The 22,482-nt window shown below is 41.0% G+C and carries 21 protein-coding genes and 1 pseudogene; 8 read left to right on the top strand and 14 right to left on the bottom strand.

All coding sequences use genetic code 11. The features are described 5' to 3' along the window. The first annotated feature begins 147 nt into the window (after window positions 1-147). Window positions 148-609: a Mov34/MPN/PAD-1 family protein gene (locus AC5590_RS34630; protein ID WP_169267724.1), complete on the top strand. Its 462-nt coding sequence runs from the start codon at window positions 148-150 to the stop codon at window positions 607-609. Between the two features lie 132 nt (window positions 610-741). Continuing rightward, window positions 742-1,914, top strand: a complete 1,173-nt coding sequence (gene moeB, locus AC5590_RS34625) for a molybdopterin-synthase adenylyltransferase MoeB (RefSeq protein ID WP_169267723.1) — start codon at window positions 742-744, stop codon at window positions 1,912-1,914. Window positions 1,915-2,048: 134 nt separating this feature from the next. Here the strand turns inward: moeB and AC5590_RS34620 are convergent, their stop codons facing one another. Then, the gene (locus AC5590_RS34620; RefSeq protein ID WP_169267722.1) at window positions 2,049-2,693 is read right to left on the bottom strand and encodes a Uma2 family endonuclease; all 645 of its coding nucleotides are present in this window, start codon (window positions 2,691-2,693) and stop codon (window positions 2,049-2,051) included. Between the two features lie 407 nt (window positions 2,694-3,100). Here AC5590_RS34620 and ada point away from each other — a divergent pair, with 407 nt between their 5' ends. After that, a complete protein-coding gene (ada, locus tag AC5590_RS34615; protein WP_169267721.1) occupies window positions 3,101-4,186 on the top strand; it encodes a bifunctional DNA-binding transcriptional regulator/O6-methylguanine-DNA methyltransferase Ada in 1,086 nt (361 codons plus the stop codon). Here ada and AC5590_RS34610 read toward each other — a convergent pair. Both AC5590_RS34610 and AC5590_RS34605 read right to left on the bottom strand, forming a co-directional pair. Beyond that, window positions 4,183-4,719 (bottom strand): hypothetical protein, encoded by a 537-nt coding sequence (locus tag AC5590_RS34610; RefSeq protein ID WP_169267720.1) that lies wholly within the window; start codon window positions 4,717-4,719, stop codon window positions 4,183-4,185. The genes ada and AC5590_RS34610 overlap by 4 nt on opposite strands. A 91-nt stretch (window positions 4,720-4,810) precedes the next feature. Beyond that, a complete protein-coding gene (locus AC5590_RS34605) occupies window positions 4,811-5,320 on the bottom strand; it encodes a MarR family winged helix-turn-helix transcriptional regulator (RefSeq protein WP_169267719.1) in 510 nt (169 codons plus the stop codon). A 70-nt stretch (window positions 5,321-5,390) separates the two neighbouring features. Between AC5590_RS34605 and AC5590_RS34600 the strand changes: the two genes are divergently transcribed. Further along, window positions 5,391-6,038, top strand: coding sequence for a DNA-3-methyladenine glycosylase family protein (locus tag AC5590_RS34600; RefSeq protein WP_169267718.1), 648 nt, complete (start codon window positions 5,391-5,393; stop codon window positions 6,036-6,038). An 83-nt stretch (window positions 6,039-6,121) separates the two neighbouring features. Here the strand turns inward: AC5590_RS34600 and AC5590_RS34595 are convergent, their stop codons facing one another. Beyond that, window positions 6,122-6,790, bottom strand: a complete 669-nt coding sequence (locus AC5590_RS34595; protein ID WP_169267717.1) for a response regulator transcription factor — start codon at window positions 6,788-6,790, stop codon at window positions 6,122-6,124. After that, complete coding sequence (locus tag AC5590_RS34590) at window positions 6,787-8,076, bottom strand: sensor histidine kinase (protein ID WP_169267716.1); 1,290 nt, start codon at window positions 8,074-8,076, stop codon at window positions 6,787-6,789. Before AC5590_RS34590 ends, AC5590_RS34595 begins: the two co-directional genes overlap by 4 nt. 629 nt (window positions 8,077-8,705) lie before the next feature. On the opposite strand from AC5590_RS34590, the gene AC5590_RS34585 reads away from it, so the two are divergent. Next, window positions 8,706-8,834 carry a hypothetical protein gene (locus tag AC5590_RS34585; protein WP_275945063.1) on the top strand — a complete coding sequence of 43 codons (129 nt, stop codon included), beginning with the start codon at window positions 8,706-8,708 and terminating at the stop codon, window positions 8,832-8,834. 99 nt (window positions 8,835-8,933) lie between these two features. Here AC5590_RS34585 and AC5590_RS34580 read toward each other — a convergent pair whose 3' ends face one another. Then, entirely contained in the window at window positions 8,934-9,113 is a 180-nt protein-coding gene (locus tag AC5590_RS34580; RefSeq protein WP_169267715.1) for a hypothetical protein, read from the bottom strand. Window positions 9,114-9,537: 424 nt separating this feature from the next. Between AC5590_RS34580 and AC5590_RS34575 the strand changes: the two genes are divergently transcribed. The 3 genes from AC5590_RS34575 to AC5590_RS34565 all read left to right on the top strand — a co-directional run bounded on the left by AC5590_RS34575 (window position 9,538) and on the right by AC5590_RS34565 (window position 12,447). After that, complete coding sequence (locus tag AC5590_RS34575; protein ID WP_169267714.1) at window positions 9,538-9,981, top strand: globin domain-containing protein; 444 nt, start codon at window positions 9,538-9,540, stop codon at window positions 9,979-9,981. 98 nt (window positions 9,982-10,079) lie between these two features. Next, window positions 10,080-10,421: a glutathione S-transferase gene (locus AC5590_RS34570; protein WP_169267713.1), complete on the top strand. Its 342-nt coding sequence runs from the start codon at window positions 10,080-10,082 to the stop codon at window positions 10,419-10,421. Between the two features lie 427 nt (window positions 10,422-10,848). Continuing rightward, window positions 10,849-12,447: a glycosyltransferase family 39 protein gene (locus tag AC5590_RS34565; protein WP_169267712.1), complete on the top strand. Its 1,599-nt coding sequence runs from the start codon at window positions 10,849-10,851 to the stop codon at window positions 12,445-12,447. Between the two features lie 162 nt (window positions 12,448-12,609). On the opposite strand, the pseudogene AC5590_RS34560 reads toward AC5590_RS34565, so the two are convergent. The 8 genes and pseudogenes from AC5590_RS34560 to AC5590_RS34525 form a co-directional block, all read right to left on the bottom strand. Further along, window positions 12,610-13,543 (bottom strand): annotated as a pseudogene (locus AC5590_RS34560) (IS630 family transposase). Between the two features lie 235 nt (window positions 13,544-13,778). Continuing rightward, window positions 13,779-14,699 (bottom strand): cation diffusion facilitator family transporter, encoded by a 921-nt coding sequence (locus tag AC5590_RS34555; RefSeq protein ID WP_169267711.1) that lies wholly within the window; start codon window positions 14,697-14,699, stop codon window positions 13,779-13,781. Between the two features lie 32 nt (window positions 14,700-14,731). Next, a complete protein-coding gene (locus AC5590_RS34550) occupies window positions 14,732-15,229 on the bottom strand; it encodes a hypothetical protein (RefSeq protein WP_169267710.1) in 498 nt (165 codons plus the stop codon). Between the two features lie 146 nt (window positions 15,230-15,375). Further along, the gene (locus tag AC5590_RS34545) at window positions 15,376-18,501 is read right to left on the bottom strand and encodes an efflux RND transporter permease subunit (protein WP_169267709.1); all 3,126 of its coding nucleotides are present in this window, start codon (window positions 18,499-18,501) and stop codon (window positions 15,376-15,378) included. A 37-nt stretch (window positions 18,502-18,538) separates the two neighbouring features. After that, window positions 18,539-20,245 carry an efflux RND transporter periplasmic adaptor subunit gene (locus AC5590_RS34540; RefSeq protein ID WP_169267708.1) on the bottom strand — a complete coding sequence of 569 codons (1,707 nt, stop codon included), beginning with the start codon at window positions 20,243-20,245 and terminating at the stop codon, window positions 18,539-18,541. A gap of 425 nt (window positions 20,246-20,670) precedes the next feature. Further along, window positions 20,671-21,147, bottom strand: a complete 477-nt coding sequence (locus tag AC5590_RS34535; protein WP_498824458.1) for a DUF2808 domain-containing protein — start codon at window positions 21,145-21,147, stop codon at window positions 20,671-20,673. A gap of 39 nt (window positions 21,148-21,186) precedes the next feature. Then, window positions 21,187-21,660, bottom strand: a complete 474-nt coding sequence (locus tag AC5590_RS34530) for a DUF2808 domain-containing protein (protein ID WP_169267706.1) — start codon at window positions 21,658-21,660, stop codon at window positions 21,187-21,189. Between the two features lie 308 nt (window positions 21,661-21,968). Next, the gene (locus AC5590_RS34525) at window positions 21,969-22,373 is read right to left on the bottom strand and encodes an ArsR/SmtB family transcription factor (protein WP_169267705.1); all 405 of its coding nucleotides are present in this window, start codon (window positions 22,371-22,373) and stop codon (window positions 21,969-21,971) included. Window positions 22,374-22,482 lie beyond the last annotated feature (109 nt).

The following is a 22,482-nucleotide window of genomic DNA, read 5'->3' as shown; positions in this document are numbered from 1 at the left end:
CGGAATACCCTAATTATGAGGATGAGTTCCACCTGTAAATTTCTTAAGGTAGAATTTAAACTGCTCGTCAGGAATTTCTGATCACAGCCACAAAATGGCAATACATTTAATTCATCAGCGTCTATCTGCGGTTAAAAATCTTTCATGATTCTCAAACTCTTCCCACAGCACATAGAAACCATCTACACCCACGCCGAAACCACTTACCCAGAAGAATGTTGCGGTATAATATTTGGTCATCTGACAAGCGAGGGCAAAACTGTGGTAGAAGTGATGTCAACAGAAAATGCTTGGAATGCAGAAACAGCCGCAGATTTCCCTAAAGATGACACATTAGATTACAGTAAGAAGCAAAGGTACGCGATCGCCCCCCAAGTCATGTTACAAGCACAAAGGCAAGCACGTGAGCGTAACCTAAATATCGTAGGTATCTATCACTCCCATACTGATCATCCAGCAATTCCCTCAGAGTTTGACCGTCAGTGTGCTTGGCAGGAATACTCTTACATTATTGTTTCTGTACAAAATGGCAAAGCGAGTGACATCAAAAATTGGTGTTTAGACGATAACCACCAGTTTCAGCAAGAAGCAATTGAAAACAAAATTTAACAGTATTTTACAATCTCTCCAGACACGTCGTTTTTGGATAGGATCAATAAACTGTCTTGTGTATAGAAAGGCGTAGCGTGCCCATAGGGCATATTTTCAATTGTTCAGTTCGCTCTTGCTCATCAAAGTGCTATGCTCAATCCTAATTTGGATGAAATCCAGCTGACGAAAGATGATTACGAACGTTACTCCCGCCACCTGATTTTGCCAGAAGTGGGGTTGGAGGGACAAAAACGTCTGAAAGCTGCCAGTGTACTATGTATTGGTACAGGTGGACTGGGTTCACCTCTGCTTTTGTATTTGGCTGCTGCAGGTATTGGACGTATTGGTATTGTTGATTTTGATGTTGTCGATACTTCCAATTTGCAACGTCAAGTTATTCATGGTACGTCTTGGATCAATAAACCTAAGATTGAATCTGCAAAGAATCGAATTTTAGAGATTAATCCGTATTGTCAGATTGACTTATACGAAACTCGTCTGACTTCGGAAAACGCTCTCGACATTGTTAGACCTTATGATGTTGTGGTGGATGGTACCGATAACTTCCCCACTCGTTATCTAGTTAATGATGCTTGCGTGTTGCTGAACAAGCCCAATGTCTACGGTTCCATTTTCCGTTTTGAAGGACAAGCTACAGTATTTAACTACGAGGGTGGACCAAATTATCGTGATCTTTATCCCGAACCACCACCACCAGGAATGGTTCCTTCTTGTGCAGAAGGTGGTGTCTTGGGAATTTTGCCAGGAATTATTGGTGTCATCCAAGCAACGGAAACGGTTAAAATCATAATTGGTAAGGGGACAACTTTAAGTGGACGCTTGCTGCTTTATGATGCGTTGAACATGCAGTTTCGAGAGTTAAAGCTGCGTCCTAACCCAGTTCGTCCAGTCATTGAAAAGTTGATAGACTACGAACAATTCTGCGGTATCCCACAAGCCAAAGCACAAGAGGACAAACAGCAGATGGAAATGTCAGAAATAACAGTTCAAGAGTTGAAGCAATTGCTGGATAGTGGTACAAATGATTTTGTGCTGCTGGATGTCCGCAACCCGCACGAGTACGAAATTGCCCAAATTTCTGGTTCTGTTTTGATACCTTTGTCAGAAATTGAAAGTGGTTCAGGCGTTGTGAAGGTAAAGGAATTACTCAACGGTCATCGCCTGATTGCTCATTGTAAATCAGGTATGCGTTCTGCCAAAGCCCTTGGCATTCTCAAGGAAGCGGGAGTTAATGGCACGAATGTAAAGGGTGGTATTCTTGCTTGGAGTAAGGAAATCGACCCGTCAATTCCGACATATTAAGATGAACTGCAAAGACACAGAAATTTTTTGTGTCTTTGCGCAAGTTTCTATCAGGAAAAGAATCTAGATTATTGAAAGCAATAGCGATGAGGTATCAGATCCATATTGCCTAAAAAGGCTATCACAATAACGTTTCACTTATTGTTTTTTAAGCCTTGCTCAAATTCGTCGATACACTCAAGTGAATTTGTCATTAAAGCGCATCGAGAGAGCAATGATATGTCTAGGTCTGGCAAAAGTTCACTTGTATCAATGCGCTCGTATCCATAGGTATCTATAAATTGCTTGGGAGTTTCTTCTCGCAAATAGTATAGATAGAGTCCATTAGTTTTCCACATCCAAACTTCTTTGACACCAAGTCGCCGATAAGTCTCTAGCTTATCAAGATTACCGCTTGTGATATTTACTTCGATAGCAATATCTGGGACGCTTTTTTCTTCTCCTATGCAGTAACACTCATCTGGTTCAGCACCAGCTTTTTTAGCTTGATTTCTAAAAGTAGTGCTTCCCATAGGTATACAGTTAATGCGCTTTCTGTACATATAATGCTCTAGCAACATAGCCAGATTTTTTTTCACTTTTTCATGTCTAATTGACGGCGACACAATTTCTAATACCCCATCCAAGTAGGTAATACGGTAATGGGAATTATCCTCCAGTTTGGCTAGCAGCGCCTCATAAATTTCCCAACTTACGCCGCTAATGGTAAATCTTTCCTCTGGGTCATCTACATGTACCAGTTCTGATTCTTCTATGAGTTCTTTTAAGCTGCTTACCATATTATGCGCTGCTTGCGGTACATCATTACCGTAACACAATGGAACAACATGGCAGTTGCTTACTTCGTGTAAGCAATTGAAGATTTTATATCATGTCCGCCTAATTAGTTATAATTCGGTGCATCTGTGCAAAAAGAGTGAAAACTCTTTCTCCCCCCTGCTCCCTTGCAGTCTTAATGATAAGTCTTTCACCGGACACGATATTAGTCAAGCACTGTCGATTAATCCCAACTTTGCTGAAGCGTACTTAGTTAGAGGGTGAAGTTTTTCTTACAATCTCTACGCGGATTGCTATAGAAGCTTAAATATTGATCGCAATAATCGGGTAGAACGTAGTTTGTGCATACGTCTAATCTAGTGTTACTTCAAGCCCTTAATCATGAGCGATATATCTTAACGAGATATCAATGAAATTACAACAAACCAGCACCACAGAAGAAACTTTTTGGCAAGCAGTTCTCAATAGAGATTCCAGTTTCGATGGAAAACTATTCTACGGTGTTCCCTCTACAAGCATATACTGCCGCCCGACTTGTCCTAGTCGAAGACCAAATAAAAACCAAGTATGTTTCTTTCAATCACCACAAGAGGCTGAAACAGAAGGTTTTCGAGCTTGTAAGCGATGTCACCCACAATATGAAATAGTTGAGAATTTGACCAAGGCTAAAATCTTGGCAGTCTGTCGATACATCGAAGAACAAGTTGATCGCATCCCAACTCTATCAGAACTCAGTTCTCACTTTGGAATAAGTCCTAGCTACTTGCAACGAGTTTTTAAACAAATGATGGGCGTATCTCCTTTTGAATATGCAGATGGACTTCGCAGCGAACGCCTCAAACAGCGTCTTCAGCAAGGAGAGGAAATTGCTCATGCACTTTACGACACGGGATATGGTTCAAGTAGCCGACTCTATGAAAAAGCATCAAAGCAACTTGGAATGACACCCAAGACTTATCGGTGTAGTGGCAAAGGAATCCACATTACCTATACCGTCGTTCCATGTTATTTAGGATATCTGCTTGTCGCAACAACAGAAAAAGGAATCTGCGCTGTTAAATTGGGTGATGAAGCAGATGAACTAGAACGTCTTCTTCTTAGTGAATTCAATCAAGCGCAAATCGTACGTGATGACGATATGCACCGAGACTGGGTACAGACAATCCTTGATTTCGTCAAAGGAGACATAGCCCACATCGATTTACCCCTTGATGTACGTGGGACAGCATTTCAAAAACAAGTCTGGCAGGCGTTACAGAATATTCCTTATGGCGAAACGCGTACCTATACTGATATTGCCTCTGAAATTGGTAAGCCTCAGGCAGTCCGCGCTGTGGGTAGTGCTTGTGGTGCTAATCCAACAGCGCTGATTATACCATGTCACCGTGTCTTGCGAACGGATGGCAATCTCGGCGGCTATCACTGGGGGATTGAACGCAAACAAAAATTACTTGCACAAGAAGCACAACAAAATGACAAAAGTTCAAGCTGCTAGCTATTAGAAGCGACTGGCTGTTTCTTCTGCTTTTTAATCTTTCGCCTTCCCCAAGGCTTGAGAACTGAAATACCAATAATGACTAAAAGACATGAAGTCTGAATAATAGCACCCACAAGTACTGCCTTTTGGTCAAATACGTACAGCGGATTTTGCAGCGCTTGCAACCTTTCTGCGTTAGAGATAGCAGTCATCGCATTTGTCCAAGGACCAAGCCAAATTGTACCAGTAACAATGAGTGTTACGGTTGCTATCCACTTGACGATAACCCAGTAGTGTTTGAAAAATCCCCAAATCGTCAGCCAGCAGAGTAATCCACCGGTTATCAGCGATAAGGTAGCAGAAGGAATAATCACAAAATCATCCAGTAGCTTCATAACTGCATTGACAGCGTACAATTCATCACCGCTGGGAGTGTTTCGGTTGCTTAAAGCAATAGCGATCATGCATAAAGCAGTACCAAACCAAATTCCTCCAAAGGCGACATGAAACGTTAGCAACCAGTTTTTTTGCTTGACGCTTAGCTTGTTCATATGAGTTTTTCCGAAACTTGATTAGGTGGCATATAGTTAGCCTCCTAATTAATAGGTTACACTAGCTAACAATCATCGACAAGCATTTTATTTAGGGGTCAAGCATTGCTGAGGTGCCAGCGCGTACTTTATTCAAAAGCTTGATGAGTGTCTTTTTTTCGGTGTCAGTGAGATTTGCCATCAAGTTGGTGGTGCGGCAAAAATGGTCTGGAAGCATTTGAGAAAGCAAGTCCCGTCCCTGTTCTGTGAGTTGTAAACGAAGCATCCGCCTGTCTTCTGAATCAGGAAAGCGTTTGACTAATCCATCTCGTTCAAGTCCGTCAAGGAGTCCTGTGATTGTTGCTTTTGTAACACCTGCTCTCTCAGCACATTCAGAAGGTGTTAATCCTTTCTCGTCAGCCTGAAACAATTGCATCAATAGCGTAAATTTGCCCTTTGAAAGACTATATCGGGCAAAATGAGCGTCTATGGCTTGATAAACATCAGCCGTGGTGTGTAGAAAAGTTAAACAAGTTTCTACTGCAGCAATGTCTAACTGCGGGTAGCGCTTGGCAAAATCTAGTATTGTCTGTTTATCAACGAAAGGACGCAGTATAACCACAATCAAAAAGCAATTTGGAACGCTAGCTTATTCTAAGGTACCTTAAAGTCAAATTTTTATTACTGTATTTATGTTGATCTCAGAATCACTCACACAAGAAACTCTTGCCCGTGCTTTGATGGAACTTGCCAGTCGCGACAAGGATTTTGCTCACGTTCTCGAAACTCTGGGATCTCCACCAATGTGGGATAGAATTGCTGGTTTCCCAACGCTTGTGCGTATCATTTTAGAACAACAAGTTTCTTTGGCTTCTGCAAAGGCTATCTATGAACGCTTGTGTGCAATGGTAGTAACGCTGACGCCAGAAAATTTTCTCACACTTGATGATGTTCAGTTAAAGGCAATTGGCTTGAGTCGGCAAAAGACTGTGTACACTCGTGCATTGGCGAATGCTATTGTAAACGGTGAGCTTGACCTTGTTAAGCTAGAGACAATGGAGGAAACAATTATCCGGACTGAGTTAAAGCGGATCAAAGGTATTGGAGATTGGACAGTAGATATTTACTTGCTGATGGCGCTGCAACGCCCTGATGTTTTTCCCAAAGGTGATTTAGCATTGGCGATCGCCTTACAAAAACTCAAGAACTTATCAGTACGTCCAACACCAGAACAACTCGAAGCCATTGCAGACAATTGGCGTCCTTGGCGTGCCATTGCTGCAAGAATTTTATGGCATTACTACCTAAACATCCCTAAAACTCTACCATCCCAAACGTAATTTTTCCCTGTTCCCTGTTCCCTGGGATGCACTGACTAGCACTGAGCGTAGTCGAAGTGGCTTGTCGAAGTGTTCCCTGTTCCTCAAATTTCCAATTGTGGGAGAAAAGTACTAGCAAGGAGGGCTGCTTGAGTGCGATCGCGCAAATGCAACTGACTCAAAATACTCGTGACATGATTTCTAACTGTCCGTTCTGAGATGTAAAGTGTATGAGCAATTTCGCGGTTACTCAACCCCATTGCAATTAATCTTAAAACTTCTTTCTCCCTAGGAGACAGTTCTGCTAGTTCTGATGGAATGGCTGAGTGTACTGGTTCAGATATCTCAGGCGCATTTAGGGCTTTTTCAAACAGTCCTGGTCCCATATGGGTGTAGCCTTGATGTACGGCTCGAATGGCGATAGCCAAATCCTCAAGCGGTGTATGCTTCAACAGATAACCTTTTGCTCCATAGCGCATGGCTTGTGAAACATATTCATCATCATCAAATGTCGTCAGTACCAGAATGTTTATTTCTGGAAATCCCTGACAAATCAACCGAGTTGCAGCAACGCCATCCATCACGGGCATTCTAACATCCATCAGGACGACATCTGGTTGCGATGGTGTTCCATAAAGTCTCTGCAATGCTTCAATGGCAAGTTGACCATTTTCAGCATCACCAACCACCTGTAAATCAGGTTTTGATTCCAGTAGGTTCTTAAGTCCTTGACGAATAATAACTTGGTCATCTACCAGCAACAGTCGAATCATAAGATTTTGGATTTTGGATTTTTTGTTGCAGGTTCAGAATTTATCATACTAGACTCTAGTATCAGTATGCTGACTTGAATGCGGCATCCCGCTCCTTGTTTGCTCATAATATTAAAGTTTCCTCCTAATGCAGTTGCTCGTTCTCGCATTCCTTGAAGTCCAAAACCTGTGGTGTTTTGTTCTGGATAAAAGCCTTTGCCGTTGTCTTCCACAAGTAAGTTTATCCTTCCAGTTTGCGTTTGCAACTGCACACTCACCTCAGTCGCTCCGCTATGTTTGGATATATTGGTCAGTGCTTCCTGTAAAATGCGATAGATAGCAGTACCCACCTCAGAAGTCACAGGAGATGTCAGGCTAATTTTGCACTCTGGTGTGAGAGTTGTTGCGCTACTAAAATCTCGGATGAGATTGTCAATTGCCTTTTCTAGAGACTTCCCGCGTAATGGATCAGCTCGCAGTGTTGCGACAGAACGAGAGACTTCCTGCAATGCTTGGTAACCTAGCTGTTTGACTTGTTGGAGAAACTCTATGGCTTTATCAACATTAGAAGGCAATAATAGCAAAGCATTCTCTAGCTGAATTGTCTGAGCTGTGAGAGCATGTCCCAGGGAGTCATGAATTTCACGAGCAATGCGGTTGCGCTCTTGTAAAGTTGCCTGATTTTCAATTCGCAAAGCATACTGGCGTAGCTGCTCATGAACAAATGCTAATTCTTGCCGACTTCTGCGTTCTGCTAGTACAGCATTAACCAGTAGCAATACAAAAGTCAACGTTAAAGCAAAAGTAATTGCATTATTCAGTATAAAATTAATTGTGTTAGGCGGCGGTGGCATTGGTGGTCCGATACATGCTCTTCCTTGTCCCAAGGGCATTTTGAAGAAAACAGGAGTTTGGCTAATTCGTAAGAACTCTGTGTATAAGTATGATATGTATACTAAAGCAGCAACAATTAAACGATCTTGTAAGTCGAACATTTGGCAACTGCGAATCACCGCAATTAACCCAAGCAGGGGAGCGCAGCGAAGATGACTGTTTGTCAAAGCAGGTAGCACAGGTAGCAAAAGAATTCCCAATTCTACTACCGTATAGATAACTTTGTAACTGAAGTTCTGCTTTGGTAGCCTTAAACCCATGACTCCAAACACAACAATCCTCAAGACAGTGAACCAAGGAGAAGTGTGGAATGGGTAGATAGGGGGAATTAGGAATTCTGCCAAGAGACTCATCCCCAATAACAGCCATTCCAGATAAAGTAACAAGCGCAGGGAAGGGAAAGAAGGTGACATTTCACAAAAGACAACAAAATAGTGCAACGTTTGGGCTACTTTTACCGTATTTTATGTGAGAGTTTGAGACTAGCGCTTGCTATCCTATTTTCATTCGGTAAAGACTATGACAAAAGTCACAAATCAATGGTTACTTTATTCCCAATGTGTTTGGGACATTTGCTTCATGTGATCTATGGGGAGAATCATTTAGGATAGCAACGTGCTGATCACGAAAAGCAAGGATTGAGAAATAAGGTAGAGTGGCTATAAAAATAGGAAACCTATACAAACTGTTCTAATAATAGAGAAATTATCAAAGATTTGCTCATTTGAGCACAGTTGATACTCATGATGGAGTTGTTGGTAAGAATTACGAGTGATCAATTGCTAAATATCCATGCTCCAGTTCCCCCCAGTTCTTTGAAAATAGAGGATTGGGGGTTTTTTTATTTTTAGGTCAACATATTCGCGTTTGCACGTTGCGGGAGTAGTGCGCCAGAAAGTTAAAGATATGGGAGCCAGTAGACATACTTACGAGTTACGAGTTACAAGAACTTCTTTCCAAAGGATGAAGTTACTTTTGAGTAGGCTGTTATACACTTCTTTTTAGTAAGCAGTTATTTTTTACATAAATTTATTAAGACATTATGCAAACTCAAAACGCTGAAATCCTACAAAAACTGTTTGAAGAAGAACTGACTGACGATGAGTTGCTTGCTATTATTGCAGGGGTTTTAGAAGATGATGTTGTAAAGAACACTTCCTATCAGCACTGATGTTCCAGCAACTATATAGATATAGGTATAGAAAACCCCAGTCCTAACCTTAGGCTGGGGTTCTCGGTTAGGGGTTGCATAAAGTGACCTACCAGCCAGTTATTCTTCCGGTTGCTCCTGTTCTTTCAACAACTTTTCTAACCATAGCCCTCCTGTTTCCAGGTTAGTTATCGCTAGCTCTCTAGAGCGGTTAGGCGTTGCATTATCTAGTCGCTTCAGCCCAAGGATAACTTCCGATAGCATCTCAAGTAGCTCTTCATCAGTTTTATAGTGTGCCATTTATACGCTGCTCCACTTACGACCAAAGGCAGTATTGTACCACTTCTACGCGTCAGCCCAAAAACAAACCCTCGTTAGTTTTATCTAACAGGGGAATAAAATAGCTGTGGTAACGGTTATCACCTGGTAGTATTGTGAAGTCCCACTACCAAAACGGAGTTGTTGCTGAGCGCAGTCGAAGCACCGTTTATGGTAGGGGCTTCCAGTTTCATCCGTCAATGCCACGTTGGGTATTTCTATTGCTAGAAATTCGGAACCAAATCCGATGATGGTCTTACTTGACGTCCGGAGGTTTGGAACGCGTCCCCTACGGTTTGGTCGATTTACCTGAAAATTGCTCTCCAAGTATGAGCTTGCTCATAGTAACTAATTTTCAGACCGATTAAATTGGTGTTAGTCAAAAATCATTTCGGTGAAAGAGATTATGATTAGCCAACAAACGATAGACATTGTTAAGTCTACAGCCCCTATGTTGAAAAAGCACGGGTCTAAAATTACATCTCGAATGTATGAAATTATGTTCTCTAAGCATCCAGAGATTAAAGAACAGTTTGATATGTCTGCTCAAGCAAATGGTTCTCAGCCTGCAAGATTGGCTACAGCAGTTTATAGCTATGCCAGTCAAATTGACAATCTACCTCCTCTTAAGGCAATGGTAGAAAAGATTGCCCATCGCCATGTTCAGACCGATGTTTTACCAGAACAATATCCGATTGTAGGAGAGTGCTTACTGCAAGCGATGAAAGATGTATTGGATCAAGCAGCTACAGAAGAAGTGATCGCAGCTTGGACAGAAGCTTACCAGGCATTATCTGTTGTCTTCATTAACAGAGAAAATGACATATACACCAGTGTAGCTCAACACTAATGCAATGAATGCCGGACTGATATAAGCCTAACAAGTCGTTTTAACCAACACCATTAAGGTTGTAAAACTGTTTTAGCCCCATAAGGGAGTTTGAGAAAATGATGACCTTATACACTGCCCCATTCTTTGAGGAACTACCTAGCATCAGCCCAGCCTGTCTAGAGCTTGAAACTTGGCTGCGTATGGCAAAGCTGTCCTACAACAAGGTCATCGTCACAGCACAAAGTTTTGAGCTTGCTCCTAAAGGTAACATTTATTTCATCGATTATCCGGTAAAAATCGTAGGTGATGCCTTCTTGATCATTGAGATGCTCAAGCAAACAGAAGCGATTGATCTTGATGCCAGCTTAAATGCTACAGAACGAGCAATCTCCTTGGCGTTCCGCCGCATGTTCAAAGAGAACACTGTTTTCCTTACTCGCATTGTTGAACTGCCCTGATCAAACAGACTTGACTTTTCCTCCTATTTAACTTTTTGTGTTCCACTATCAGCTAGCTCAATAAAATTGTTGAGAAAATTTGTCATAATAAAGGTAGTTCAAGGTTATGAGGGTAACCATATGATTCTCACAAAAGCAAACACAAGCGTATGGAGAGTAAAAACTCTCGCCAAACTTCACCTATAAACACAATTATATTCTCATGCAGCTGGCTTGTATGAAAAGTTGATGGGCTTGCGCGGTTCGGAAGAAACCTCAATAATAGACTTCTCACGGCAACGTGCTACCTTGTGTTGGCGGTTCGGTATTCATCCCCATTTTGTGTAAGGCCGAAAATAAAGTTCTTCAGCAGTACCTGTATTTTTTATATTGATAAAAAATATAAAAGAAATAAGTTAAAATATTTCAAAATTAAGGATGAAATAAAATGAGTAAACAAACAGGTACTGCTCATTTGCTAAGCATCAAGAATATTTACCCTTATGCTTTTTTCGGAATTCTCTTATTGGCAGGGGTTTTAGGTCTAATAGGCTTAAATAAAGGACTCTGGAACGATGAGTATTTTACAATTCACAAGATTTCACATCCTAACATTGTAGAAATGTTTAGGGAGTTAAGAAGAGATGTTCATCCACCTTTATATTATATATTGCTTTATTTCTGGGGTCAAATCAGCAAAAAAGAAGAATTTCTCAGATTATTTTCAGTTGGTTTGAGTTTAGGAACTTTAACTATTGTCATTAACTGGATTAAACAATACTCTCCTCTAGCTAGTCTGCTTGCAGGAGTTTACTTAGCAACAACACCAATAATGCTAAGATATTCACAAGAGCTAAAAGCTTACCCTTTACTAGTTTTTGCAACATCACTGGCGTTTCTTTTTGCCTCCCATATCATAGCTAAACCAGAAAAATTTTTAGGATATATTGGTTTATGTTTGAGCTTTTTTTTCGCGGTATGTACGCATTTAGTTGGGATAATGCTTATACCTAGTATTGTCTGTTTTATTTATATTCAAGCTTTCTTGCTTAGAAAAAAGATACAAGACTTAAAACTACTTTTAGCAATAATAATACCTATCATTACCTTTCTTTATATTAAGTTTTTCTGGCTAAAACAAGTACGAGAAATTCAAGAGACTTGGTGGTGGATGCCTGATATTAACTTAAATTTAATATCATCCACAGCTAAATATGTATTCGGTTTATCTTCTTTGTATTTACCGATTACTATTATTCCTTATTGTGCGTTTTTAGTTTCAGGTATCTTCGCTCTTTCAGTGTTTTTTGGTAGCTGGAGAATTAGCTTTCCTTTTCTGGCTGCTACAATAATTTATTGGATAGTAATTTTAGTTTATTCTCTGATAGGTAGTCCAATATTTTATTATCGAATTATTTTGCCTAGTCTAGTGCCGTTTGTTGCTTTTGTGGCATTACAAATAGCAACTATACCAACTCATAAAATAAAAATAGCATCTATTGTATGCTTAATCATATTAAGCCTAAGCTATACAGCAAACTGGGTAACTCATCAAGCCTATAAACCTGTGGAAGAAAACCGAGAAGTGGCTCGATTAGTGGAGTTGGAGTGGCAAAAAAATGACTTGATTATATTTTATCCAGATTTTATTCAGGGAACCGTCAATTATTACTTTAAAAAGATCCCATTGGAAAAACAAATTGTCGTATTGCGAACCAATAATCTTAACGAAATTAATAATAATATTAAAACGAAGATATCAATGATTTATAGAGAAAGAAAAATCATTGATCTATTTTTTGTTGTGATGGATGGAAATCTTGAAGGGTATAACGACTTATTATATAATGTCTTTCACGTTCTCAAAGATAAAATGATCAAGGAAACAAGAGTTCACTTGTTTTTAATTAAAGGTCATGACTCATATTTTTCAAATAAATCTGAATCTGTAGATAAGTTTCTAGTAGCTTCGGAGTCCAAATTGGGTAAACCATATTTATATCAAGACTTCGGTATGTATGTGAGTTCAAAATATATAAGTAGGTAGGCGGGAAAAAACCTAACTATGTTAAGATAAGTAAATACCCAGAATATATCTATGTAAGTAACAAATGATATGGGCGCTCGTTTAAGGGTATTCCTCACGCGTGAGCAAGACCAAACCCTGTTAAACCTGAGAATTGTAGATGTATAGCTGTAGCCAGATTAATTAGGACGCTGCTTGCTTGAGAACGATTTCCATTGCATCACGTAAATTGTCTGATGTGGCTAAAAGCTTGCGAACCTTACTTTTCAAAGTAGCCCAACACTTTTCAATCCGCCAATCGATCCGGTAAATAAGGTGGTAGGTAAACTAACTGACAAGAAAGCCTCTTCAATTAATTGAGCAATCCGACCGCCACGATGAAAGGTAGCATTATCGACTGTTTCCCCCACTCACGGGGACGCAACATTGAAATCAAGCAAGTTTCGCTCCCAGGTCTCAAACACGGTACGATTACACGCCCCCTCTCCTATCGGAGACGCTGCGCGAACGACCGTAAATGGCGCAATTATTTGCCCATCTCGATAACCAGCGATCATGTTGAGCCGACTCTTGCGACAACCTGATTTGAGGTCGTAAAAACGTTCCCCAACAGGGGCCTATCCGTAACCGTAATTATCTCTCTCATCCATGCCAGACTCATCAACGTATACCAGGTGCGGTGCTTTAGGGTTTTTCAGTTGCGCCAAGAACGCTGCCCGCTTGGCTTCATCTCGTTGACTATATCCGTATGTTTTTTTTTACGAGTATGTCCTATTTTTTGCAATGCCCTGGAAATTGTGCGTTGGCTAATATCTCCCTCCCATAGCTGTGCCATTTCACTCTGGGTTTTGTCCCCATACTCTTTGACAAAGGTGCGAAACTTCTCCCAATCCCTGATTTTACCTTTCTGCGGCGATGCGTTCCTGTGTTTGGGTTTGACATCACCCGTTTGGGCTTTGCGCTGACACCACAAGTTAATTGTGTTGCGACTGATATTGAACAGAAGGCTTGCTTCACACTTCTTGAGACCGTCCAACTCGATACGCGTAGCGTCAAGCCTCCGGCTTATCGCCTGCATTACCTTTTGCCGCAAATCATCACTATAAGGTTTAGCCATTGAAATCGGGTAGATGCTATGGGAACTCTTATAGTTTACGTCCTAATCTTGATGGCTATAGCTATAATTGTTAGAAATTGAGAGATAAAAATTAAGAGTACTTTCTCACCTCATATCTTGCAGCATTCTCAACAAGACCCAAACCTAGGGTTTCTGAACCAGAAATTAAGGTTTATAAGAGCAGGCATTGTCAAGAAACCCGGTTTTTAACTCAGGTGCAAGATCTGAGTCACCTTTAAACAACATTTTCATTTTCTTGAGCAAGAGAACATGGATAATTCGGATCACCACTTTCTATTTGGATTGTGGCGTGTTCAATGCCGAAATTGTCGTGAAGTTCTCGATTTACCTGTGTGAAAAAAGCATCGCCGGGATGTCCTGTAGGTATAACCAAGTGAACTGTAAGTGCTGTTTCAGTGGTACTCATTGCCCAAATATGCAGGTCATGAACACTACTCACACCAGGAAGTTCAGCTAGATACGTACGAACTGCAAGCGGTTCAATACCTGCTGGTACGGCATCTGTCGCCAAGTTGAGAGATTCTTGGAACAATTGCCAAGTACCTACAACAATCACAACAACAATAATCAAGCTCACAACAGGATCGAACCACAGCCAGCCAGTTGCAATAATAGCGATACCAGCCAACACTGCACCCAAAGATACGACTGCATCAGCAACCAGATGGAGAAAGGCTCCTCTGATGTTCAAGTCCCTCTCGCGCCCAGACATGAACATTAAGGCACTTACCGTGTTAATGACGATACCTACCGCTGCAACGCCGATAATTATACCGCCTGATACTGGGCTGGGTTCAAGAAAGCGCTGAATAGCTTCCCATGCGATCGCACCTGAAGCTACAAGCAAAAGGATAGCATTCAACAGAGCAGCCAAAATCGAGGAGCGACGCAACCCATAGGTGCGACGTGGCGTGGGACGACGACGGACGAGGACGCTTGCTCCCCAAGCAAGTAGCAAACCCAAAACATCACTCAAATTATGACCCGCATCGGCAAGCAGGGCAAGGGAGTTAGCAAGAATGCCATAAATTGCCTCGATGATGACAAACCCTGTATTGAGAGTGACGCTAATTATAAAAGCACGGTTGTAATTACTACTTCCGTGGTTATGTCCGTGACTGTGATTATGAGACATGAATGCCCTGCAAGCTATGTCAACTGCTCAAATTATTGCTTAACAGTAAATCGACCGTTTACCTTTTCACCGCCAATATCAGCAGTAACTTTTACCGGATATTGACCGGGTGCGTTTCCTGGAAGCGCAGCTGTATAGTGTTTATCTTTAGCATCATATTTGAAATCTAAGGTTTTTTGAGTTCCATCAGGTAGCTGAACTTGAGCGGTTACTTTAGCGTTGGATACTATTTCGTGTTTTTCACCTTTTTCTATAATGAAATCCAAATGAGAGCCTTTGTCTTCTTTATGAGTTACTAACTCTAAATGATACTGACCTGACTCGACAACTTGACCACCATGTCCATGCTCTTTGTCACTATGCTCGATTTTGCCATGTGATTTAGCAGTCTCAGTTTTTGAGGTATTGGTTGCGGTTGAAGATTCTGTGTTACTTGCTGAATTATTTTCTTGGGTTGCATTACTACAAGCACCTAAGAAAAGCAGCCCCACAGTTCCTAGAACAATCAAGCCTGATTTTAGTGATTTCATTGATTTACTCCTCATCTAGAATAATTAAGAATTGAGACAAAGTTGGGTAAAGTTGTATTTTTATACAACCGACCCTTGAGCAATGTTAATGTTTTGCACTTGCATGGTCTTTTTAAAAACCAAAAAGCTGCCAAACATGGTATTAACTATCGCTCAAAAACTGCTTGAACTGCCTTGCCATTTTCCACAGATGACACAGTTCGCTTTGGCATTAAGAAAGAGCCAAACTTAGCATACAAGGCTGGTAATACTACCAGAGTTAACGCTGTAGAAGTAAACAACCCACCTAACACGACTATTGAAAGAGGTTGTAGAATTTCCTTTCCAGCACCACCTTCAACGACCAAGGGTGCTAATCCTAAAGCGGAGGTAAAAGCTGTCATCAAGATGGCGTTAAGACGTTCCATCGAACCTTTCATCAAAACTTCTTTAAAAGGCATTCCTTCAGTAAATTTCGTGTTGTAATTATCCACCAACAGCAAACCGTTACGAGTAGCAACTCCAAATAAAGTTACAAAACCAACCAAAGACGCAATGGAAATGATGCCTCCAGTCAAAGCTACCGAAAATATCCCCCCCACTAATGCCAAAGGCAAATTAATCATAATCATGGCGGTCGAGGGAATAGATTTGACTGAAAGGTACATGATTACCGTAATGAGGACAAAGGCTATGGCACTGAAAATTAAGATATTTTGAGTTGCTCTTTCTTGCGCCTCGAATTGACCTGCGTACTGAATATAGTAACCAGAGGGCGGATGTACTTGTTGCTGAATTTTGGTTTGAATTTCATTGACCACAGAACTTAAATCTCTACCACTGGCATTTGCAGAAACAACAATCAAACGAGAAACATTTTCACGGTTAATAGTGTTGGGACCAGTACCATTGTTAATTGCGGCAACTTGTGCTAAAGGAATTTTATTACCGCCATTCGTATCAACTAACAAATTACCAATGGTCTCTAAATTTTGCCGTGCATCTGGTTTTAACCACACAATTAAATCAAAGGTTTGTTGTTTCTCTAAAACTTGGGACACCACTCGTCCATTGAAGGCAGTTTCAATAATTTCAGAAAGTTTTCCGACTGTTAAACCATATTGAGAAGCGGTTCCTCGGTTAAATTTAATTTGTATCTGTTCTACTGGAACTTGAGGTTCAAGTTGCAAATCAACAATTCCCTCAACGGTTTTCATCACCTCATTTACCTGATTCCCAATAGTACGGAGTTGTTCTAAGTCAGATCCAAAAATTTTAACTGCGATAGCACTCCTCACCCCAGACAATACCTCATCCATCCGGTGAGAAATAAAACCACCAATATTTGGTGCAACCCCTGGTATCTTGGCAAATTCCGACCGCAACTTTTCTATAGTCGCCTCCCTGTTTTTCATCCCTTCGTCGCTTAACTCAATATCAATGTGTCCTGAGTTCACCCCGGCTGCTTCCTCATCTCTTGGCGCACGTCCAGAACGCAACTGTACATATGGAAATCTCTTGTCATTTTTCAGCGCTGCTTGGAGTGTTTCGCCTGCTGCATTGGTCGCTTCTAAAGAAACCCCCGGATAGAGAGTTATAGTATTTACTAAAGTTTGCTCCTGAAACTCTGGTAAAAACACGCTTCCAAAGGAAGGAACAATGACGATTGCGGCTATGAGGCTGGCAGCAGCGACAACTAATATAATTGCAGAATATCGTAGAGCAAACGTTAACAGGGGACGATAAAGTTGCTTAAAAAATCTTGCAACCCAAGGTTCGGTTTCTGGTAGGTGTCCGTGAGGCAAAAGAATTGCACATAAAGCCGGAGTTACAGTTAATGCTGTCAAACTAGAAGCAATTACTGCTGCTAAATATCCCAATCCCATTGGAATAAAAATGCTTCCTTCTACACCAGTCAAAGCAAAAATTGGAGAGAAGACAACTATTGTAATGATGGTAGCTCCAAAAACTGAATCGCGCACTTCCTGACAGCCATCAAATACCACATCTAAAACGGGACGTGGATTGAGAGAGTGTTTATTTTCTCGCAAACAACGGTAAACATTTTCTGCGTCCACAATTGCATCGTCAACCGCCGAACCAATTGCAACTGCTAACCCTCCCAAAGTCATTGTATTTAAACCTTGTCCCAACCAATTGAGCAACATCACTCCAACCAGTAAAGACAGGGGAAGTGCAGTTAAACAAACAGCGAGGTTGCGCCAATTCATTAAAAATGGAATGAGGATAAGGGCAACAATAATACTGCCTTCAACTAAAGCCTCTCTCACATTTTCAATAGAAGAATCGATATAGTTTTCCTGACGGAAAGTGGCAGTCACTTTAATATCTTTGGGTAAACCTGCTTTGATTTCTTCCATCGCCGCTTCTAAGGCACGGGTGACAGTGGGAGTATCAGCTTGAGGCTGTTTATTAATCAAGACAATAATTGCCTTTTTACCGTTAAAGCTACCATCTCCCCGTTTAATAGCTGCACCAATTTGCACATCAGCAACATCTAATAGTTTCACTGGTGTACCATTACGAGCAGTAATAACAGATTGCTGTAATTCTTCGATAGATTCAATCCGCCCAACACCCCGAATTAACCTTTCTCGGTCAGGAGTGATTAAGTAGCCACCAGGCGCATTGACATTTGCAGCTTTGGCAGCTTCTGCCACATCTTCTAAAGTAACATTAAAGGCGTTTAACTTCTCTGGGTCAACTAAGACTTGATATTGGCGAATATCGCCGCCATAAGCCACAACCTGACTCACACCAGGGACAGCCAAAAGACGGTTTGTCACTTGCCAATCAACAATACGCCGCACTTCCATTAAAGGTGTGCTAGAAGAAGTGAAGGCATATTGCAATACAGTCCCAATAGGAGAACTAGTAGGGGAGACTTGGGGTGTTTCCACACCTTCAGGAAGCTTACTTTGAGCTTGTTGCAATCGTTCTGTGACTAACTGTCGAGCTTGATAGGTATTCGTTCCCCAGTTAAAAATGACTCTGACAACGGAAATTCCCGATGCACTCGAAGAACGTACTGCTGTCACTCCCGCAGTACCATTAATTGCACTTTCAATTGGTAATGTCACCAGTGATTCGACTTCTTCTGGTGCTAGTCCTGGCGCTTCTGTTTGAATTTCGACTTGGGGTGGTGCAAAACTAGGGAAGACATCTAAGGGCATTTGGATAATTGTTTGGAATATCCAAAGAGTGGCGACAATTGCACCCAGGATGACTAACCAACGACGCGCAATTGCCCATTTTATAATTCCACTTAACATTTTTATTTATATTTATTTATGACTTAATTAATTATTTTTATTTCTGATTGGTAATTTTTGATTCATGATGAATAGTGTGGTGATTATCAGTAAATTCTGTTGATTCATCCCCAGACACTACCCTTACCTCAGAAACTGGGCTGGAGAAAGATTCTTCACTTTGAGATGCTGGTGTTAAACCTGGTTTGGTACGACGACCTAGTATGAAACCAGTGAGTGCGATTGCACCCCCAACTGAAATGGCTGACCACCAGGGCAATTGCACTCCACTTTTGTTTTGTACCGTCGCTTCACTTGAGTTCTGTTCTTCTTTTGAGTGGTCGTGACCGTGTTCATCTTCGTGTGAGTCAGATTTGCTACCGCCCCGCAAAGACTGGGCATAAAGTTGAGGCGCACGTTGTGTAACCACCAAATCTCCATCGAACAGACCATTCTTAACCTCAACTAAATCTCCAGAAGTTTGACCTAATGTCACGTCAGCAGACTGGAAGGCATTACCATTTTGTACATAGACCATTGTTTTATTATTTGCCTCTACTACAGCAGATTTGGGAATTGCTAAGGTCGCTGCTGATGTTTGGTCTGTCAAAACTTCTAGTTGGGCAAACATTCCTGGCTTGAGAATTCCTCCTAAATTATCTATTTGGGCTTTGACAGGAACAACTCGTGTTTCACCTTCTACTACTGATCCAACGACAGCTATTCGTCCGGTGAAGGTGCGATTAGGCATAGAAGCCACCTTTAAGCTTACCCTTTGACCCCTCCTGATCTTGCCCAAATCTTTTTCGTAGATATTTGCGGTAGCATAAACTTGACGGTCATTGACAATCGTCATCAACTTGCCACCCGCATCCTCAAAGGATTGACCAATGGTAACTTCTCTGTCAGCAACCCGACCGGAAATCGGAGATGTTACTGTTACCAGTCCCTTAGCATTGGCGCTGTTTCCCAATTGTTGCAACCTAGTTTGATAAGTAGTGTTACTTAATTGAATACGTTTTTTTGCTACTTCAACTGTTGATTTAGCACGTTTGAGTTTATTTTCAGCATCTATCACATCTCGGCGACTGGAAGCTTTGGTGAGTTCAGCTTTTGCCTCTGCTAGCTTGGTTTGGGATTCTAAAGCATCACGTAATGGTAAAGCGCCAGAATCAGCTAACTGCTTGTCCTTGTCGTACTTCTCTTGAGCAAATGATACCTGGCTTTGTGCAGAGGCTATTTCGGCTGTGGCTATTTGCTGATATTTGTCGTAGTTTTGCTGAGCAAGTTGTAAATCAGCTTGGGCTTGCTGCAAATCAGCCTCAGCTTCAGCAAGTTTTTCCTGAGATTCAACGCGCAGTGTCACCAAATCAGGACTAGTTACAACAGCTACGGGTTGACCTTTTTTTACGACTGCACCAGGTTCCACCAACAACTCAACTACTTTCGCCCCAGAAATTGGTGTAGTCACTTCCGCTTTTTGACTGGGCAAAGTTTCAATCTGTCCAGTAGTTTTAATCCCCACAGCGAGCTGCTGGCGTTTAACTGGCTCGACTTTAAGCTTTAGCCGCTGTGCAGTTGTAGCATCAATCTCAATTTTACCGGAAGTTTGACCTGCTTCAGTATTGAATGCATCCGCACCACTATGATCATGCCCAGCGCCTGCTAGAACTTGTCCAGGAATGGTTAGTAAGAGCAGACTCAAAAGTCCTCCAGAAATACAATGGAGTGTCGTAGATTTTTGGGAAGGTTCAAGGCTGTGCATTATTAGAAATGTCCTTGAGTACTGAGGAACTAGAGTAACGGCTTGAAGCTGGCATTTGCGTTCTGTTAAAGTCGCTTGCCATTGAGTCAACACAGCAAATGTTCTACGCTAACAGAACCACCTTGCTCTAGTCTGTCATATGAGGATGAAATTACTGTGAAATTTTGGGCTTGACTTCAACAAATATGCAATCAAACTCTAGCTTGACTATAAAAGTTTTTAATGGCTGGGTAAGTAAGTCGGCGTAAAAAATTCAAGGTATGTCATTGCGAGTAGAACGAAGTGAAACGTAAGCGCAAAGCGCACGCCCAGAGGGCGAACGCGCAGCGTGTCCCCTTGGGACTCAGCAATCGCAAGGTTTTTATTCTTCTTTACATTCTGTTACATAGTGAGGTTTATTTGTGCCGACTTACTTAGTAATAGGATTAATAACCCATGCGAAAACTAGCTCCTCCTATAGGAGTTTGCGTACTACTGCCAGCAAATTTAGCGAAGAAGCGGTAAAAATAACTATTTCCTCCTGTTACTCGTTTGACATTCTTAAGGTCAATTTCTAATTGAGTATCAGGAGCAACTGGTTCGGTAAAAGCTAATAGTATAGTTTTGTCATTCACAGAAACATTAGTCTTAATTCTTTGACCATTTTTATTTTCTACATTAATGTCATCAACATCATTGCTCAAAGTTACATTTGTTGGAACCTGAATACTTACCTGAGAAATCTCCTTACTATTTTTGGGAATATGTACCCGGAAAGTATGTCTAACAACATGCCAGCGCGTAGGAGGAAATTGCGCGTTTCCATCAATGTGAGGATCTTGACTATCATCTGCGCTAGCATTTGCATAGTTAACAGGAATTAAGGCTGTAGTAGCCAGAGCCAATACAACAGCGCACATCATTATTTTCTTCATTCAATACCTGTCGTGATAATTTATAGATTAAAATGTGGAAAACTCAGCTGTGCCTATGGGAATCTCTGTGTCGTTACCCACAGCTTTAGCCCAAAAGCTGTAAACAGAAGCAGAACCAACAGTTGGTTGTCTGACTTTATTAAATTCAATTACGAGCTTGGTGTTAGAAATAACTTTTTCCGGAAAATCTATTAAGATTCTTCTACCAATGACAGAAATATTAATGTTAATTCTCTGACCCTTATCATTCAACACATCAATATCATTACTAACAGCCACAGAAGATGGAGTATCAATAATTAGCTGGGAAAGAGCATTGTTATTTTGAGGAATGTGTACTTGAAAAGTATGTTTAACAATCTGCCAGCTATTAGGAGAAAAATTTACATCATTAACATTAGAAACCCTGTTATTATCTGTTTTAGCAGTTGCATAGCCAGCAGAAATTAAAGCTGCGCTAGCCAGAGCAAATGCCGCAGCAGAAATCAGTGTTTTCTTCATCTTGTCTGTCCAATGAATCAATTATTCAATTAGATTCCAGATTCATCCTTTGCACGAACCTTTACTTAACTAGAATGACAGGTCACTATGAAATTAAGATGAAATTTTGGCTCCTTAACAAAACTTATTTATTCATTCATATTGTGGAAGCAGTTTCAAATCAGTTAAATAATTATCAATGTCAAGGCTTTTTTTATGAAACCATCAATCAATTACTGCTTCACAAAACTTATCTACAGTTGTCTCTGACATAAGTTTTTGAGTTAGCAGTTCTACAAATATAAAGATTCAAAACTTCAAGTCACAATCTAATCTTTTGACTCATCCAAATGTTCTGCCATTGACTGACAGAGGTTGATAATGTAACTGTCAGTCAAACTATAATAGACGTTCCGACCTTCTCGGCGATGGCTAACTAAACGCATCGCTTTCAACAATCGCAGTTGATGACAAACGGCTGATTCGGTCATTTTCGTCAATGCGGCTAAATCACAAACACACAACTCCTGGGAAGCTAAAGCTGAAAGAAGGCGTAGGCGGTTTGTATCTGCGAGTATCCCAAAGACTTCTGCCATCTGCTGTGCCTTGTCTGTTGGCAGGACTTGCACCTTTGTTGAGCGTACATAATCTAGGTGTACGACATGAGTATCACACTTTGGTGCATTAGAACTCGTGAGATTATCCAAGTCTTGCTTTGTCTTACGCTTATTCATAGTGTCCTAAGTAGAAAATGGTTCTCAATTTCAATAGTATCTAAAATATAATTGTTGTACAATTGAATAGTTACTCAATTGTTGTATTAGAATATTGGCAGTTAACTTT

Origin of the sequence: Brasilonema octagenarum UFV-OR1 (genome assembly GCF_963888615.1) — a bacterium.
Taxonomy (GTDB): Bacteria; Cyanobacteriota; Cyanobacteriia; order Cyanobacteriales; family Nostocaceae; genus Brasilonema; species Brasilonema sennae.
Note: the sequence above shows the minus strand (reverse complement) of the source record. Positions and strands in the feature narration are given on the sequence as shown.